This is a genomic window from Duganella sp. 3397, from assembly GCF_031456625.1.
GTDB classification, from domain to species: domain Bacteria; phylum Pseudomonadota; class Gammaproteobacteria; order Burkholderiales; family Burkholderiaceae_D; genus Rugamonas; species Rugamonas phyllosphaerae.
The window spans coordinates 41,158-56,576 of record NZ_JAVDVB010000009.1 but is presented as its reverse complement, the minus strand read 5'-3'; the positions used below and the strand labels follow the sequence as shown (position 1 = coordinate 56,576).

The 15,419-nt window shown below is 63.2% G+C and carries 12 protein-coding genes and 1 tRNA gene; 3 read left to right on the top strand and 10 right to left on the bottom strand.

Features of this window, described 5'->3' with window-relative positions; genetic code table 11:
• Positions 1 to 38 precede the first annotated feature (38 nt).
• On the bottom strand, positions 39 to 1,700 hold the full coding sequence (locus tag J2X54_RS23545; RefSeq protein ID WP_310184256.1) for a DNA glycosylase AlkZ-like family protein: 1,662 nt from the start codon (positions 1,698 to 1,700) through the stop codon (positions 39 to 41).
• 1,333 nt (positions 1,701 to 3,033) lie between these two features.
• Between J2X54_RS23545 and J2X54_RS23540 the strand changes: the two genes are divergently transcribed.
• Entirely contained in the window at positions 3,034 to 3,348 is a 315-nt protein-coding gene (locus tag J2X54_RS23540) for an AlpA family transcriptional regulator (RefSeq protein ID WP_310184255.1), read from the top strand.
• Here J2X54_RS23540 and J2X54_RS23535 read toward each other — a convergent pair.
• The 4 genes from J2X54_RS23535 to pepN form a co-directional block, all read right to left on the bottom strand.
• A complete protein-coding gene (locus J2X54_RS23535) occupies positions 3,302 to 4,546 on the bottom strand; it encodes a phage integrase central domain-containing protein (protein ID WP_310184254.1) in 1,245 nt (414 codons plus the stop codon). The genes J2X54_RS23540 and J2X54_RS23535 overlap by 47 nt on opposite strands.
• Before the next feature lie 192 nt (positions 4,547 to 4,738).
• Positions 4,739 to 4,814 (bottom strand) — tRNA-Thr (locus tag J2X54_RS23530).
• Between the two features lie 105 nt (positions 4,815 to 4,919).
• On the bottom strand, positions 4,920 to 5,921 hold the full coding sequence (locus J2X54_RS23525; RefSeq protein ID WP_310184253.1) for a class 1 fructose-bisphosphatase: 1,002 nt from the start codon (positions 5,919 to 5,921) through the stop codon (positions 4,920 to 4,922).
• Between the two features lie 123 nt (positions 5,922 to 6,044).
• Positions 6,045 to 8,705, bottom strand: a complete 2,661-nt coding sequence (pepN, locus tag J2X54_RS23520; protein ID WP_310184252.1) for an aminopeptidase N — start codon at positions 8,703 to 8,705, stop codon at positions 6,045 to 6,047.
• 210 nt (positions 8,706 to 8,915) lie between these two features.
• Between pepN and J2X54_RS23515 the strand changes: the two genes are divergently transcribed.
• Entirely contained in the window at positions 8,916 to 9,602 is a 687-nt protein-coding gene (locus J2X54_RS23515) for a DUF4136 domain-containing protein (protein WP_070250748.1), read from the top strand.
• A 117-nt stretch (positions 9,603 to 9,719) separates the two neighbouring features.
• Here the strand turns inward: J2X54_RS23515 and J2X54_RS23510 are convergent, their stop codons facing one another.
• The 5 genes from J2X54_RS23510 to J2X54_RS23490 form a co-directional block, all read right to left on the bottom strand.
• Complete coding sequence (locus J2X54_RS23510; RefSeq protein WP_310184251.1) at positions 9,720 to 9,899, bottom strand: CsbD family protein; 180 nt, start codon at positions 9,897 to 9,899, stop codon at positions 9,720 to 9,722.
• Positions 9,900 to 10,001: 102 nt separating this feature from the next.
• Entirely contained in the window at positions 10,002 to 10,493 is a 492-nt protein-coding gene (locus tag J2X54_RS23505; protein WP_310184250.1) for a DUF6328 family protein, read from the bottom strand.
• A complete protein-coding gene (locus J2X54_RS23500; protein WP_310184249.1) occupies positions 10,490 to 11,476 on the bottom strand; it encodes a quinone oxidoreductase in 987 nt (328 codons plus the stop codon). Before J2X54_RS23500 ends, J2X54_RS23505 begins: the two co-directional genes overlap by 4 nt.
• A 39-nt stretch (positions 11,477 to 11,515) precedes the next feature.
• Positions 11,516 to 11,902 (bottom strand): methylglyoxal synthase, encoded by a 387-nt coding sequence (locus tag J2X54_RS23495; RefSeq protein ID WP_070250745.1) that lies wholly within the window; start codon positions 11,900 to 11,902, stop codon positions 11,516 to 11,518.
• Between the two features lie 53 nt (positions 11,903 to 11,955).
• On the bottom strand, positions 11,956 to 14,481 hold the full coding sequence (locus tag J2X54_RS23490; RefSeq protein WP_310184248.1) for an alkaline phosphatase D family protein: 2,526 nt from the start codon (positions 14,479 to 14,481) through the stop codon (positions 11,956 to 11,958).
• Positions 14,482 to 14,692: 211 nt separating this feature from the next.
• Between J2X54_RS23490 and J2X54_RS23485 the strand changes: the two genes are divergently transcribed.
• Positions 14,693 to 15,418, top strand: a complete 726-nt coding sequence (locus J2X54_RS23485; RefSeq protein WP_070246033.1) for a YebC/PmpR family DNA-binding transcriptional regulator — start codon at positions 14,693 to 14,695, stop codon at positions 15,416 to 15,418.
• Position 15,419 lies beyond the last annotated feature (1 nt).

Sequence of the window (15,419 nt, the reverse complement as noted above, 5' to 3'; positions counted from 1 at the left end):
CCACGTCCAAAGACGTCTAAACCGTCTATAAATCCAAGCTACTCAGCTTCACCCAGAACGTAAAATGCAGCCCGCCTTTCGCCATGCTGTTGCAGGCGCCCAGACTGCCTGAGGCGCTTCAATAGATCCCTTGCCTGAATTGAGGTCAGGCGACATAAATCAGCTACGTCGCTACGACGCACCGATCCATGCTGTCGTACATAGCTCAGCACCATCTGCTCATGCTGGAGATTGCTAAAACCCATCTGCCGCGTGTAAGCAGCCTTGTCCCCTTCAGCCTGATAAACGCCGGCTGCAAGCGTATAAGTGCGGCTACGCGTCGTGCCATGGGCTTGCGCAAGGCCAGCTTCAACCAAAGCCTCCAGGGTGCGCTTTGCTTGCGCCGGCTCGCGCTGGATATGGATGGCCAGTTCCTCGGTCGTCAGGCGCTTCAGGCCACGCAGCGCCGCCAGAGCGATCAGGCTGTCGATCGGCAATGCACTGCCGCGCCGCCCCTCTTCCTCGACCACGCGCTTCAGGAAAGCCTCGTCGGCATCGGTCGTGGCCAGGCGCAGGATGACGCTGGTGGCATCGGTGCGCCGGTAGTCCGGCTCGGGACGTCCGAAGCGCAACATGCCGCGATAGATTTTATCGACGCCACGCCCCGAGCGCTCGACCACGCCGATGCGCTTCATCGCGTCGGCCAGTGTGCGATTGCGCGGGCGCGGTTCGGTGGTCAACAAGTTCGCCAGAGTCACGCCATCCATCAGGCCACCCGGGTTGCTGATCGTCAGCCCTTCGTCGTCCATCCGCACATGCACCGCGCCCATGCGGTGATAGTCACGATGCACCAGCGCGTTGGCGACCGCCTCGCGGAACGCGCCCAGGTCCACCTTGGGCACGGGCACGCGGAACAGACCGACCTGTATTTCACGCTCGGGATTGTAAGGGCGGAAATTCGTCTCCAGCCAGTCCAGCGCCTTGAGCAGCGGGAAGCGGCGAAATTCATTGAAGCCGACCGCCTCGCGCGCCAGCACCTGAAACGCGAATTCATGCGTGCCAACCAGTTCGCGCAGCGCCAGCTCCTTGCCCAGCAACAGCAGCCCAGTCAGCGTGGGCACGCGGGTGCCATCGCTCTGGCGCGCGGTCAATCCAAGCGCGCCATCGAGCGCTTCGTCATCGAGTTCAAGCAACACGCGGTCGCCGCCATATTGCTGCACGCTCTGGCGCAGCCGTTCGCGCTCCAGCGGATCCAGGTCACTGAGCTTGGCGCCGGCCACCGCCTGGGCGGAAGCATCCACCAGACCGAAGGTGGTGGCGCGGCTGGCACGCTCATGCGGCAACATCGCCACGCATTCGGGCTGGCCGTCGGCCTTCAGGCGCCGGCGCAGATACACGCCGCCGGTGGTCGCCACTTCGCCATGCGACTTAGGTATGGCAATGTGCGCCACATGCACAGCGCCCAGCGCGACCGGCGTGACCACGACCGCCAGCGACGGCGATGTGCGCGCGGCCACCAGTCCAGCCAGTCCTGCCAGTTGCATATGTTCGGCATGCAGGCCCGTTGGCGTGCCGTCGTCTTCCACACCCAGCCACAGTTCGCCACCGTCAGCGTTAGCCAGGCAAATGATGGCCTCGACCAGATCGTTGTCGGACAGGCGCTTGCGGTCGCTCTTGAACTCGACGATGAGGGATTCGTGCTGGGGCAGGGTTGGGGTCATGGCTACACATTATGGAGTCGGGCAGATGGGGCGATGCGGATGCGACCGGTCAAGAGGTCATCCATCAATCCGTTTTTTTGGCTTATGCAATTTAGCATTTAGACATGCCCAAGTATCGTTGACATGGCGGCAACCGTCAAATCCTCAGCGAGTGATTAATCAGCAGCATCAGGCGCAGGGCGATGCGCGCTTGGTCCAAGGGGGGCAACATTAAAGGACCACAGCTGAGGTTCCCCGGCCAAAATATTCTATTTGCAACCTGCTCGTATCCTGTTCGTAGCTCATTCGTAGCTCATTCGTAGCTCATTCGTAGACTGTTCGTAGCTCATTTGCAGCCCGTTCGTGCCCTGCCGAAAAGCCGCAGGAGGCATTACACCCGCTAGTGACCGTCATCCTGGCCTGGTGCGGGGAGTCCCCGCGCCCCTGCCGATCTATCACACATCACGCAACCTCCGGTTGGGTCGCAAAGCCGCGCCAGCGCTGGCTTTGAGCGTTTACGTGTCTCAGCTCTCTGTCAAACAAGCCTCCCCCGATTGAACCGTAAAGCCGCACCAGCACTCGCTTTGCGGCAGATTTGAGCGTTAAAACGCACCGGTCCGCAACGAAACGGATTGACGCCACGGAAAATCAGCTGCGACGGCTACAGGCCTACAGCTGCTCGAGCAAACCGCCCGCACTGGTCACGCACCGCACTGGCCTTCGTCGGCAAGGCGCGGGAGTTACTGTGGTCACAGCCCCTTGCCGCGATCGGTACTGGCCGGTACATGCTGATCACCGCCCACCATGCCGGTGACGATCGGCATCCAGTCGCGCAAGCGTTGAGCGTTGCTGCCGTTCCTGCCACCTGGCCTCGCAGAGCAGGATTCCGTTGAGCACGAAGTGCGAATAAGGAGTTGTGATGGAGGAATACACGCTCGCGTGTAGGCCTACATCACCTATCCTGCCCGGCTCTCAGCGTCGATTGATTCACGAAAGTGTCCGGTAGGTTGGCCGGTTTGATCGGGTTTTAAGCACAGTTTGGACAGTGTTCTGGCCGTAACCCAGGCCACCGATAAATCCGCAGGCATGGATGCAAGATCATTGAGGACTGACTCACGGAAAGATAACGCAACGTCCCGTAAAGACGTCAGCGCAGGAAGGTCAGCCAATCATGCCGCGCGTAAAAGATTCAGGCAGGAGGTTAAAACACCAGTTTCCTTTCCGCAGCATTGGGCAAACTCAAGCATGCGTCATCTTTCCGGCGCAAGTCGCCGCAAGCTGGCACTGCGACAAACCCCGCTGGCGGTCGGCGCCCTACTTTGTCGCTAGACCTGCCGAGACGAGGAGACACCGCATGAACACCAGCCACACCGATAGCCCGCCCAGCACCTCGCGCCTGCTGCGCATCCGCGAGGTGCTGCAACTGTGCGGACTGTCGCGCGCCACGCTGTACCGCGAGATCAAGCTGCACACCTTCCCTGCCCCGGTCAAGCTGTCGGCGCGGTCGGTGGGGTGGTTGCAGGAGGATGTGGCGCAGTGGCTCGAGGCGCGCATTGCCCAGCGCGGACCGGCGTATGACGCTGCGCCGCGCCGTAACCTGCGCGCGGCGAAGGAGACTGCTGCTACTGCGGACCGGGACCGGGACCGGTCGCGGCGCGAAGCGGAATGACGTCGGCGCCGGTGCGCAGCTTGTCGAGGTAATCGGCCCAGCGCTGCATCATCGCGGCGCGTGCCGGCAGGTGCGCGGTGCGGTTGTAGGCGCGGCCATTCGGGTCGATTACGCGGTGCGCCAGCTGGTGCTCGATCAGGTCCACCCGCTCGCCCAATACTTCGTCCATGATCGTGCGCGCCGTGGCGCGGAAGCCGTGCGCCGTCATCACTTCTTTGGCAAAGCCCATGCCGCGCAAGGCCGCGTTGATGGTGTTCTCGCTCATGCAGGCCTGCTCGGTGCGCAGGCTGGGGAACACGTATTTGCCGTGGCCCGTGATGCGGCGCAGCTGGCGCAGGATCTCCAGCGCCTGCGTGGACAGCGGCACCATGTGCTCCATGCGCATTTTCATCTTGGCGGCAGGGATGCGCCACGCGGCGCCATCGAGATCGAATTCGCGCCATTCTGCGGCGCGCAATTCGCCGGGACGTACAAACAGCAGCGGCGTCAGTTTTAACGCCGACACGGCCACGATATGGCCGTTGTAGGCGTGGATCGCGCGCAGCAGCACCGCCAGTTCCTTCGGCTCCGTGATCGCGGCGAAATTGGTGCGCGGGACGGCGATCAGCGCGCCCTTCAAATCGGGCGTCACGTCGCGCTCCGACCAGCCGATCGCCACGCCATGACGCAGCACCTGGCCGCACAGCTGCTTGATGCGGTGGGCCGAATCGACGGCGCCGCGCGCCTCCACCCGCTGCAGCACGCCCAGCACGTCGCGCGGCTTGATGCTTGATACGGGCAGACTGCCGATGTAGGGAAAGACGTCGTGCTCGAGCCACGCCAGCACCTTCTCCTGGGTGGCGGTGCTGCGGCTGGCGTCCATCTTCGCCAGCCACAGGAGCGCCAGTGCACGAAAGGTGTTCTGCGCGTCTTCGCGCCGTTGCTGCTCGTACGGATCGATTGCCGGCGCCCTCGGATCGACACCGGCGCGCAGCAGCTTGCGGGCGTCGGCGCATAATTCGCGCGCCTCGGCCAGCGACACCTCCGGGTAGATGCCAAGGGCCAGCGTCTTGTGCCGGCCGTCGAAGCGGTAGTTCATCCGCCAGTACTTGTTGGACTCCTTGACCAGCAGGTACAGCGCGCGGCCGTCGCTGTATTTATCGCCACTGGGCTTGCCGGAGTGCTTGAGTTTCCGGATAAAAAGGTCGGTGAGTGTCATGTCGCAATCCCATTCCGAGTGCGGCGCCGATTGAGGGACCAAATTTTTTCGTGAGGGACAAGCGCCAATTTGTCCCTCACCGGTCCTGGATTTCATGCTACACCTCGGTAAACCACGAGACAACAAAAAACCCGCGCTCCCTATGAGAGAGGCGGGTTTCGAGACTTCTTGACACTTTTTACTGCTGAGTTCTGGTGCCGCTTGCCGGAATCGAACTGGCGACCTTTTCATTACGAATGAACTGCTCTACCAACTGAGCTAAAGCGGCGACGACCCGCATTCTAACAAAGAACCTTCGCACCACGCTAGTCTAAAACCAATAAATTTTGGCCGTGATGTAAAAATAGCCTTGCCATGTACGGATCAGGCGCTATCAGCCCTGGTGGTAGCCGGTCACCACTTCCACTTCCTCGCGCGAGCCGAGGAAGACTGGCACGCGCTGGTGCAGCTTGGTCGGCTGGATGTCGAGGATGCGCTGCTGGCCGTCGGTGGCGACGCCGCCTGCCTGCTCGACGATGAAGGCCATCGGGTTCGCTTCGTACATCAGGCGCAGCTTGCCTGGCATCGAGGTGTCGCGGGTGTCGGCCGGGTACATGAAGATGCCGCCGCGGTTCAGGATGCGGTGCACGTCGGCTACCATCGAGGCGACCCAGCGCATGTTGAAGTTCGAACCGCGCGGGCCGGTTTCGCCGGCCAGCAGTTCGTTCACGTAGCGCTGCACCGGTGCGTGCCAGTGGCGCGCGTTGGAGGCGTTGATCGAGAACTCGCGGGTCTTGACCGGGATCTGCATGTCGCGCTGGGTCAGTACCCACGAACCCATTTCGCGGTCCAGGGTGAAACAGTTGACGCCGTTGCCGGTGGTGAGCACCAGCATGGTCTGCGGGCCGTACACGGCGTAGCCGGCGGCGACCTGGCGGCTGCCTGGCTGCAGGAAGTCCTGTTCGGTCGGTTCGGTCATGCCTTCCGGTGCTTTCAGCACCGAGAAGATGGTGCCGATCGAAACGTTGACGTCGATGTTCGACGAGCCGTCCAGCGGGTCGAACGTCAGCAGGTATTCGCCTTTCGGATAGCGGTTCGGGATCTTATGGATGGTTTCCATTTCTTCCGACGCCATTGCGGCTAGGTGACCGCCCCATTCGTTCGCTTCGAGCAGGATCTCGTTGGAGATGATGTCGAGTTTTTTCTGGACTTCGCCCTGCACGTTCTCGGTGGTGGCCGTGCCCAGCACTTCACCGAGCGCGCCCTTGCCCACGGCGTGGCTGATGGTCTTGCAGGCGCGGGCCACGACTTCGATCAGCAGGCGCAGTTCGGCGGGGATGGAATTGTTCTGGCGCTGTTCTTCGACCAGGTATTGGGTGAGGCTGATGCGTTTCATGGGGTTCCTTTTTGGTGGAAATTCTAAACTGGATGAGGGTGTGGGCTGCGCAGGCGCTCCATGGATCCCCGCGTGCGCGAGGATGACGGAGCGGCGGGCGCGGGCCGGCTTTCGGGTTCTTGTTTAATTGGCGAGTGCCTTGGTGATCACTTCCAGCACGTCGTTCGAGAGTTTGGTTTGGGCGGCTACCTGCTCCAGCGCGGCCTTCATCTTCGCTTGCAGCGCCGGGGCGTAACGGCGCCAGCGGTCCATGCTGCGCGCAAAGCGGGCGGCCACTTGCGGGTTGATGGCGTCGAGCTTGATCACGTGTTCGGCCCAGAAGGCGTAGGCGCTGCCGTCGGCCGCGTGGAACTGCGACGGGTTGGCGTTGGTGAAGTTGAACAGCAGGCTGCGCGCGCGGTTCGGGTTCTTCAGCGTAAAGGCCGGGTGCTCCATCAGCTTGCGCACGGCGGCGACGTCGGTGGCCGGCGTGGCGGCCTGCATGGCGAACCACTTGTCGATCACCAGCGCTTCGCTGGAAAAATCATCGTAGAAGCGCTGCAGGTAGGCGCTGGCGTCAGCGCCGCTGTGGATCAGCGCCACCAGCGCGGCGAAGCGGTCGGTCATGTTACCGGCCTGTTCGCACTGGTGCTGCGCCAGCGACAGCGTGACCGCGTCGGGCGTCACCAGCAGGTACGACAGGCACAGGTTTTTCAGTGCGCGCTTGCCGGCCGACAGAGCGTCCGGGCTGTACTCGCCCGGGGTCTGGTTGGCGTGGTACTGCGCCAGCAGTTCGGCCCGCAACTCGGTGCCGATGGTACGGCGCATGAACTGGCGCGCGGCGTGGATCGCGTGCGGATCGACGACATCCATCTGCTCGGCGATGATGCCTTCCGATGGCAGGATCAGGGCCAGTTCGCGGAAGGCCGGATCGAGCGTGTCGTCGATGAGCAGCGCGCGCTGGGCGTCGAGGAAGGTCGTATCGAGCTTGAGTGGCTTGTCCTGCTTGGCCGCCACCTGCGCGGTGAGCTTGAGCAGGCGCGCCATGGCCAGGCGCTGGCCCGCTTCCCAGCGGTTCACCGGGTCGCTGTCGTGGCGGAACAGGTGCAGCAGCTCGTCGTCGGTGTAGTCGTACTCCAGGATCACCGGCGCCGAAAAATCGCGCAGGATCGACGGCGTCGGGCGCTCGTCGATATTGCGGAAGCGGAAAATCTGCTCCTGCTCGGTCAGTTCCAGCACCACGGTGGTGGCGCCCTGTTCTTGGGTTCCACCGTCGAGCGTGAGCGGCAGGTCGCGGCCATCTTCTCCCAGCAGGCCGACGGCCACGGGAATATGGAACGGCAGCTGGTCCGGGTGGTTGCTGCGCTGGGACAGGATGATGTCGAAGTTGCGCTTGACGGCGTCGTAGCGGGTGCGCGCGGTCACTACCGGCGTGCCGGCCTGGCTGTACCAGCGTTCGAACTGGCGCAGGTCGCGGCCGTTGGCATCGGCCATGGCGGCGCGGAAGTCGTCGCAGGTCACGGCCTGGCCGTCATGGCGCTCGAAGTACAGGTCCATGCCCTTGCGGAAGCCGTCGCGGCCCACCAGGGTCTGGTACATACGCACCACTTCCGCGCCTTTTTCGTACACGGTCACGGTATAAAAATTATTGATCTCGACGAACGAGTCGGGACGCACCGGGTGCGACATCGGGCCGGCGTCTTCCGGGAACTGCGCCTGGCGCAAGGTGCGCACCTGGTCGATGCGGGTGACGGCGCGACCGCTGTCGCTGCCGATCATGTCGGCCGAGAATTCCTGGTCGCGGAACACGGTCAGGCCTTCCTTGAGCGACAGCTGGAACCAGTCGCGGCACGTCACGCGGTTGCCGGTCCAGTTGTGGAAGTACTCGTGGCCCACCACGGCTTCGATGCCGGCGTAGTCGATGTCGGTGGCCACGCGCGGGTTGGCCAGCACGAACTTGGTGTTGAAGATATTGAGACCCTTGTTTTCCATCGCGCCCATGTTGAAGTCGCCCACGGCAACGATCATGAAGCGGTCCAGGTCGAGCTCGAGGCCGAAGCGCTCCTCGTCCCAGCGGATCGAGTTTTTCAGCGACTGCATGGCGTAGTCGGTCTTGTCGAGGTTGCCGTCTTCCACCCACACTTGCAGCAGCACGTCGCGGCCCGAGTTCAGGGTATAGGTCTCTTCCTGGCACACCAGCTTGGCCGCGACCAGGGCGAAAAGGTACGACGGCTTCTTGAACGGATCTTCCCACTTGGCGTAATGGCGGCCATCGCCGAGGTCGCCCTCTTCGATCAGGTTGCCGTTCGACAGCAGCACCGGGTACGTCGCCTTGTCGGCGCGCAGCATCACGGTGTACTTGGCCATCACGTCCGGGCGATCAGGGAAATAAGTAATGCGGCGGAAGCCTTCGGCTTCGCACTGGGTGAAGAAGTTGCCGTTCGATACGTACAAGCCCGACAAGGTGGTGTTTTCCACCGGCACGCACACGGTTTCGATTTCCAGCACGACCTGGTCCGGGGCATTCTTGATCGTCAGTAGCACGCCCTCGATCGAATATTCGCCGGCTTGCAGCACCTTGCCGTTCATCCGCAGTTGCACCAGCTCAATTTCCTCGCCGTGCAGCACGATGTCGCAATTGGTGCCGTCCGGGTTGCGCTGCATGGTGATGCGGTTGGCCACGATGGTGCGGTGCGGGTCCAGGTCGAAGCCCAGTTCAACCGTATCGACCAGGAACGCCGGAGGGGTGTAATCTTTGCGGTAAATCGTCAGTGGGCTGCTCAGTGGGCTGCTATCGGTGCGCATGGGATGGTGTTGGACGTTAGGCAAAAGTCTATTTTACCAATACCAGCGCCAGGCCGACGCTTGATTTTCCTCAAGGAAGGTCGAAAGTTGCTGATTTCCACGCTGCCGTAACATTCTGTAATAATGATGCGCAGTCTGTATGCGCGACGTAAACTGTAGTTCTGGACATACCGTCTTCCCCGCGTTTTTCCTGTTTCTAAGAGGCCTATCATGAGATATCTCGCCATCCTGGCGACTGCCGCCGTCATGCTGTTGACCGGTTGCGCCACCACCATTCGCAGCGACGTTACGGCTTTTAACGCCTGGCCGGCGGACCTGCAAGCCAAAACCTATGCCTTCGAAGCGCCACGCGGCGTGGACGATACGCTGGAGTACCGCAGCTACCAGGTTCTGGTGAGCAATGAATTGAGCAAGCTGGGCTTCCAGCAGGCCGACGAAGGCCAGCAGCCCAACCTCCTGGTCGGCATGAAATACCTGACCATCGACCAGCCTGTGCGCGTGATCCGCGAAGATCCGTTCATGGGCGCGCCGTGGGGCAGCCCGTACTGGGGCCGTCCGGGCTATGGCCGTTACGGCTGGGGCTATTCGCGCTGGGCTTACAGCCCGTTCTACGATCCGTTCCGCTACAACACGTTCGGCGTGGAAGAACGGATTCGCCACCAGTACCAGCGCCAGCTGCGCGTAACCATCAACACCACCAGCGGGCGCAAGCTGTATGACGTGACGGTGCAAAACACCAGCACCGTCGCTGCCACACCGCACGTGATGCCGGCGCTGGTGCAGAGCGCCTTTACTGGCTTCCCTGGCCAGAGTGGTGTGCCGCGCCGGGTGGAAGTGACCATCGATCCGAAGGTGGATACGGTGGTGGCGGGGCAGCCTGCGGTCAAGGCGAATTGAGGTTGGATTGGATCCCCGCCTGCGCGGCGGTCCGCCGATGCGGGATGACGGTTTTGGGCCCACAATAGAAAAAGCGCCGGTGTTTGCACACCGGCGCTTTTTCTTTTTGCCGACCAATTACTTGGTAGCGATTTTGGCGGCTTCTTTCAGGTCGCCCACTTTTTCCTGGACCTTGCCTTCGCCTTGCTTGGCCAGGCCTTTGGCTTCCTGCTCAGGGCTGTCGATCAGATCGCCAACGCCTTCTTGAATTTTGCCGCCAACGTTTTTCAGTTTGCCTTCGATTTGGTCTTTGTTCATGATGTGACTCCTGTCTGGGCAACAGCCGGAATGGCTTTGCATTGAGATCAGAATACTTCCCACTAGCAAACGCGTCTGTACGCTTCCGTACAAAAATCCATGCTATACACCTGCATGCTTTTTCAGGTACCTCGGCATCCACCACCACACCACCAGGATCAGCAGCGCCACCAGGCCGGACGTAACCAGCCCCACGGTGCCGCCAAACACTTCAGAGATCACCAGGTTGGTGCCGAGCACCAGGGCAATGGCCAGCGTGAGCGAACCACTGACCATGAGCTTGGTGGCCACGCGCTTGAAACGTGCGCGGTCCTTTAATGGCCGAATAATGCGGTGCTGCACCGCCGGTGCGCTCAGCAACACAAGACTGGCAAGCGAGAACACAAAAGTCGCTAGAAACAGCAGCTTCTCGGTATGCACGATGCGCGCAAAACCGCCGTTGAAGGGCAGGATGATCAGGAACGCCGTGAGCATCTGCGCCCCCGGCAGCAGGATGCGCATTTCGCTGAGCATGTCGGAGAAATCGCCGTCGTCCTGGTCTTCGTCGGCCTGGATGCGGCGCTGCTCCTGCTCGTCGAACATCTGCTTGCTCATGGCAGCAGGATGGTCGAGCCCGTGGTCTTGCGTCCTTCGAGGTCGCGGTGGGCCTGGGCCACGTCGGCCAGGGCATAGCGCTGGCGCACGTCCACCTTCACTTCGCCGCTGGACACCACGCCGAACAGCGAGCGGGCTGCCGCATCCAGCTCTTCGCGGGTGGACAGGTAGGCCGCCATCGACGGCCGGGTGACGTACAGCGAGCCGCGCTTGGCCAGTTCGGCCAGCGCGAACGATTCCACCGGGCCGGACGCATTGCCGAAGCTGACCATGGTGCCCAGCGGCGCCAGGCAGTCGAGCGAGCCGATGAAGGTGTCCTTGCCGATCGAGTCGTACACGGCGCGCACACCCTTGCCACCGGTGATCTCGCGCACCCGCTCGGTAAAGTTCTCGGTGTTGTAGTTGATGACGTGGGCGGCGCCGTGTTCGAGGGCCAGCGCGGCTTTTTCGCCTGATCCGACCGTACCGATCAGCGTGACGCCCAGCACCTTGGCCCACTGGCACGCAATCAGGCCCACGCCGCCGGCAGCAGCGTGGAAGACGATGGTGTCGCCGGCCTTGAGCGCCACCGTGCGGTGCAGCAGGTACTGCACGGTGAGGCCTTGCAGCATCATGGCGGCGGCGGTGTCGAAAGCGATGTTCTCGGGCAGCACCAGCAATTTGGATGCCGGCATATTGCGCGCCAGGGCGTAAGCGCCGATCGGGCCGCCGGCATAGGCCACGCGGTCGCCGACCTTGACTTCGGTCACGCCCTCGCCCACCGCTTCGACCACGCCGGCGCCTTCCATGCCCAGCCCGGCTGGCAACGGCTGCGCATACAGGCCGGTGCGGTGATAGACATCGATGAAGTTCAGGCCGATGGCTTCGTGGCGCACTTGCGCCTCGCCGGGGCCGGGTGCTGGCAGGTCCACGTCCACCAGTTCCATTACTTCAGGGCCGCCGTTGCGGGCGATGCGGATTGCCTTGGTTGTTGACTGCGTCATTGCTACCTCCGGTGACATAATTGCTCAGTGTAGCGCGGCTCAGGCGGCCGTAGCGCGCAACTGCAATTGCGACAGTACCAGGTGCGCCGACGACACGTTGGTCGCGCACGGCGTGTTGTGGACGTCGCAGGCGCGTACCAGGGCGTTGATGTCCGGCTCGTGCGGCTGCGGCGTCATCGGGTCGCGCAGGAAGATCACGCAGTCGATCTCGCCCTGCACCAGCATGGCGCCGATCTGCAGGTCGCCGCCGAACGGGCCCGAATGCTTGCGGTCCACGGTAAGCCCCAGTTCGTTGGCCAGGCGCCCGCCGGTGGTGCCGGTGGCGACCAGGTCGCAGGAGGCCAGAAAGTCGCGGTACTGGCCGGCCAGCAGGATCATGTCGTCTTTTTTCTTGTCGTGCGCGATGAGGGCAATGCGGGTTTTCATGAGTTCATCCGTTGATATGATGGACGGATGATACCAGCCCGCATTGCCCGTTTTTACACTTGGCTGACCACCACCGCTGCCACGCCGGCCGTCACGGTGGCGGTGGTGGTGCGTGCGAGCAGCGTGGCCGGCGCGCTGGCGCCCACCAGCTTGTTCACCTGGCGGAACTGCGCCACCAGCTTGCCCGGCGTGAGCGTCACCAGCGTGTAGCCCTGCGCGTCGGTATTGACGTGCTTGAGCCAGTTGTTATTGCCCAGCGCGGAGAGCTGCTGCGCCAGCGCCAGCAAGCTGGTATTGAAGTCGCTGCTCGCCTGCAGGCCCGCCATCACGGCGGTGACGGTGGCCTCCAGCGCGCTTTCCGCCACGCCTTTTGCGGCCAGCGCGCCGCGCAGCTGCACCCGCAACTGTTCGAGCAACTGCGTCAGCGTTGGCGCGGCCTTGCCCATGGTGTAGTCGAGCAGGTTGAAGTTGAGGCTTACCGTGCCCACGCCCGGCACCGGGATGGCCAGCGGGTACGACACCAGCGTGCCGATGTCGCCCAGCGCGGACGCCGCATCGCGCAGGTAGCTGAAGAACGAATCGGAGCTGATGCCGGCCGAGACCAGGTCCACCATCACCGGCGTGCCGCCGCCGGCCGCGTCGAAGTCGTCGTTGACGGTGCCGGCAAAGAAAGCGTGGATGTCGCCGGTGAGCGCCACCACGTTGCCGATGTTGTTGGACTTCAGGTGCGCCATCAAGGCCTTGCGCTCGCCGTTGTAGCCGTCCCACTGGTCGCAGTTGAGCAGGAAGCGCGCAAAGAACGGCGCCAGCGCCTGCTGCTTGCCCGATGCCGCCACGAAGCTCGACGCCGCGCCGTTGGTCTGCACGTCGGCCTTGATGAAGCCGAAGGCGATGGTCTGCGCGGCCACCCCGGCCAGCGCGGTGGTGGTGGCGCCAGCGGGCGCCGTGGACACTGCCGCCGTCACCGCCACCGCCAGACCCGCCTGCGTAGCGCTCAGGCCCGCCCCTACCCCGGCTGCCGCCTGCGCCTGCGCGGCGCCGCCACCCGCAGCCGTGCGCACGATGGCGCTGGCGCCAGCTTGCGCGGTGGCCGACGCGGCACCGGCAACGGCGGCAGCGACGATCGCCCCGGCCAGCGCCACGTTGCCGCCGGTGGCGCCGGCGGTCGTGCCCACCTGCGCGGCCACCGTGGGCACGGCGTTCAACGCCAGCAGCGTGGCAATCGCATCGATGCCGTTCATGCCCATGCGCAGCAGGGACACTTCATTGCCCCACAACTTCCAGGTGGACGTGGCAGCCTTCATCTTGTCCATCCACCACTGGCGCTGGGTGTTGCCGAGGATGGAGACGTTGGTCAGCGGCGGCTGGCCGGCAGCCGTGGTGGCGCCGATCTTTTGCGCTTCGACGGCCGCCAGGGTTTGCTGCGGCACCAGGTAGCGCGCGCCGATGCGCCCCAGCGGCTTGCCGGTGGCCGGGTTGATGGTCGATTCGGGAATGATGTGGTCGGAGCGGTACAGGCGCTGGTCAGTCATCACCAGCTGCATCAGTTTGCCGAACTGGAAATCGCGGTAGATGCGGATGTTCTGGAACGAGGCGTCGGCCGCGTCGAACGACACGTCGGCCGGCATGAACTCGAACCACGCCTGGTTGGCATTGCGGCGGCGGTTTGATTGGTGCAGGTCGGTGCCGTCGGCGTTGGTGCTGCCGTCGTAGGTTTGCGCATCTTGCCAGGCGTCGTCGGTGAACTCGTGGTCATCCCAAACGGCGATAAAGGCAAAGCGCTCGTGCAGCGCCTGCAAACGCGGGTCGGTGCGGTACTGTTTATACAGGTAGCGATAGTCGGCCAGGGTGTTGGCGTACTTGGCTTTGCTCGATCCGGCCTTGGCCGCGCCGTCCGGCAGGGTGAGCGCGCCGTGGCGGCTTTCCACTGCGCCCGACTGAAAATCTTCGCCCACGGTCTCGTAGATGTAGTCGCCCAGGTGAACGATGAAGTCGAGCGGCTCGGCGGCGATCGACGTCATCGCACCCCAGTGGTTCACGCTCCAGTCCTGGCAGGTCATGTAGGCAAACTGCAGTTGCGCCACATCGGCGGTGGCGGCAGGCGCGGTCTTGAAGCGCCCCACGTTGGAGCGGGTGTCGCCGGCGACGAACTGGTAGAAATAGACGGCGCCGGGCGCCAGGCCACTGACCTTATGGCGCACGGTGTTGTCGTACTGGCTGAGCAAAGGCAGGTGCACGTCCACCACCGGGGCGCCGGCCAGCACGGCGTTCGAACCGAGTGCAGCGTTGTTGTCGGCAGCGGTGACCAGCAGTCGGATGGCGCCGTCCTGGCCCGCAGGTGCGGTGGCCACGTTGTCGGCGCTGGACGGCACGGCGCGGGTCCACAGCAGGATGCTGTCGGCGCGCGGATCGCCCGACGCCACGCTCTGCGGGAACTTCCAGGCGCCCGTGACCAGCGACGCGCCGGCGTCGCCGACTACCACCGTGTTATCGCTGCCGCCGCAGCCGGCCAGGCCCGCACCGGTCGCCACCGACGCCGTAATAAAACCGCCCCACTTCAAAAACCGCCTTCTGTCCATGTCCGCTCCGCCTCTACAACAGTGTTAAAAAATAAAGGCTAACACCGTTATATGACAGCATCTCTACAAGAACTTGACGATTTTTCGTGGTTCCCATTAGTAAACGGCAGCGGCGGCTACCCTGCCCTGCCGGCGGTTTTGGCCAGGGGTCTTGTGCTAGAATACCGCCCTCACCGGATACCTCAAATCTACCGCCAAAGGACGACCGAACATGGCTGGACACAGCAAATGGGCCAATATCAAGCATAAAAAGGCTGCCACCGACGCAAAACGGGGCAAGATCTGGACGCGCTTGATCAAGGAAATCACCGTTGCCGCCCGCATGGGCGGCGGCGACATCGCGGCCAACCCGCGCCTGCGCCTGGCCATCGACAAGGCGGCCGACGCCAATATGCCGAAAGATAACGTGCAACGCGCGATCACGCGCGGCACCGGCGGCGAAGACGGCGCCAGCTACGAAGAAGTCCGCTACGAAGGCTACGGCATCGGCGGCGCCGCCATCATCGTTGACTGCATGACCGACAACCGCGTGCGCACGGTGGCGGAAGTACGCCACGCGTTCAACAAGAACGGCGGCAACATGGGCACCGAGAACTCGGTCTCGTTCATGTTCAAGCACTGCGGCCAATTCCTGTTCGCACCGGGCACCAATGAAGATGCGCTGATGGAAGCGGCGCTGGAAGCCGGCGCCGAAGACGTGCTCACCGACGACGAAGGCGGTATCGAAGTGCTGTGCGGCCCGCACGACTTCGCCGGCGTGAAAGACGCGCTGGAAGCGGCCGGGTTCAAGGCCGAAGTGGCCGAAATCATCATGAAGCCTGCCACCGAGACGGTATTCACCGGCGACGATGCGCTCAAGATGCAAAAGCTGCTCGACGCCCTGGAAAACCTGGACGACGTGCAGGAAGTGTATTCCAACGCACTGATTGAAGACTGAG

What these genes read in the sequence shown, in the direction of transcription:
- J2X54_RS23500 (WP_310184249.1), bottom strand. Translation starts at nt 11,476, where the DNA reads ATGACGCAGTCAACAACCAAGGCAATCCGCATCGCCCGCAACGGCGGC.
- J2X54_RS23510 (WP_310184251.1), bottom strand. Translation starts at nt 9,899, where the DNA reads ATGAACAAAGACCAAATCGAAGGCAAACTGAAAAACGTTGGCGGCAAA.
- J2X54_RS23540 (WP_310184255.1), top strand. Translation starts at nt 3,034, where the DNA reads ATGAACACCAGCCACACCGATAGCCCGCCCAGCACCTCGCGCCTGCTG.
- J2X54_RS23495 (WP_070250745.1), bottom strand. Translation starts at nt 11,902, where the DNA reads ATGAAAACCCGCATTGCCCTCATCGCGCACGACAAGAAAAAAGACGAC.
- J2X54_RS23525 (WP_310184253.1), bottom strand. Translation starts at nt 5,921, where the DNA reads ATGAAACGCATCAGCCTCACCCAATACCTGGTCGAAGAACAGCGCCAG.
- J2X54_RS23515 (WP_070250748.1), top strand. Translation starts at nt 8,916, where the DNA reads ATGAGATATCTCGCCATCCTGGCGACTGCCGCCGTCATGCTGTTGACC.
- J2X54_RS23505 (WP_310184250.1), bottom strand. Translation starts at nt 10,493, where the DNA reads ATGAGCAAGCAGATGTTCGACGAGCAGGAGCAGCGCCGCATCCAGGCC.
- J2X54_RS23490 (WP_310184248.1), bottom strand. Translation starts at nt 14,481, where the DNA reads ATGGACAGAAGGCGGTTTTTGAAGTGGGGCGGTTTTATTACGGCGTCG.
- J2X54_RS23545 (WP_310184256.1), bottom strand. Translation starts at nt 1,700, where the DNA reads ATGACCCCAACCCTGCCCCAGCACGAATCCCTCATCGTCGAGTTCAAG.
- J2X54_RS23535 (WP_310184254.1), bottom strand. Translation starts at nt 4,546, where the DNA reads ATGACACTCACCGACCTTTTTATCCGGAAACTCAAGCACTCCGGCAAG.
- J2X54_RS23485 (WP_070246033.1), top strand. Translation starts at nt 14,693, where the DNA reads ATGGCTGGACACAGCAAATGGGCCAATATCAAGCATAAAAAGGCTGCC.
- pepN (WP_310184252.1), bottom strand. Translation starts at nt 8,705, where the DNA reads ATGCGCACCGATAGCAGCCCACTGAGCAGCCCACTGACGATTTACCGC.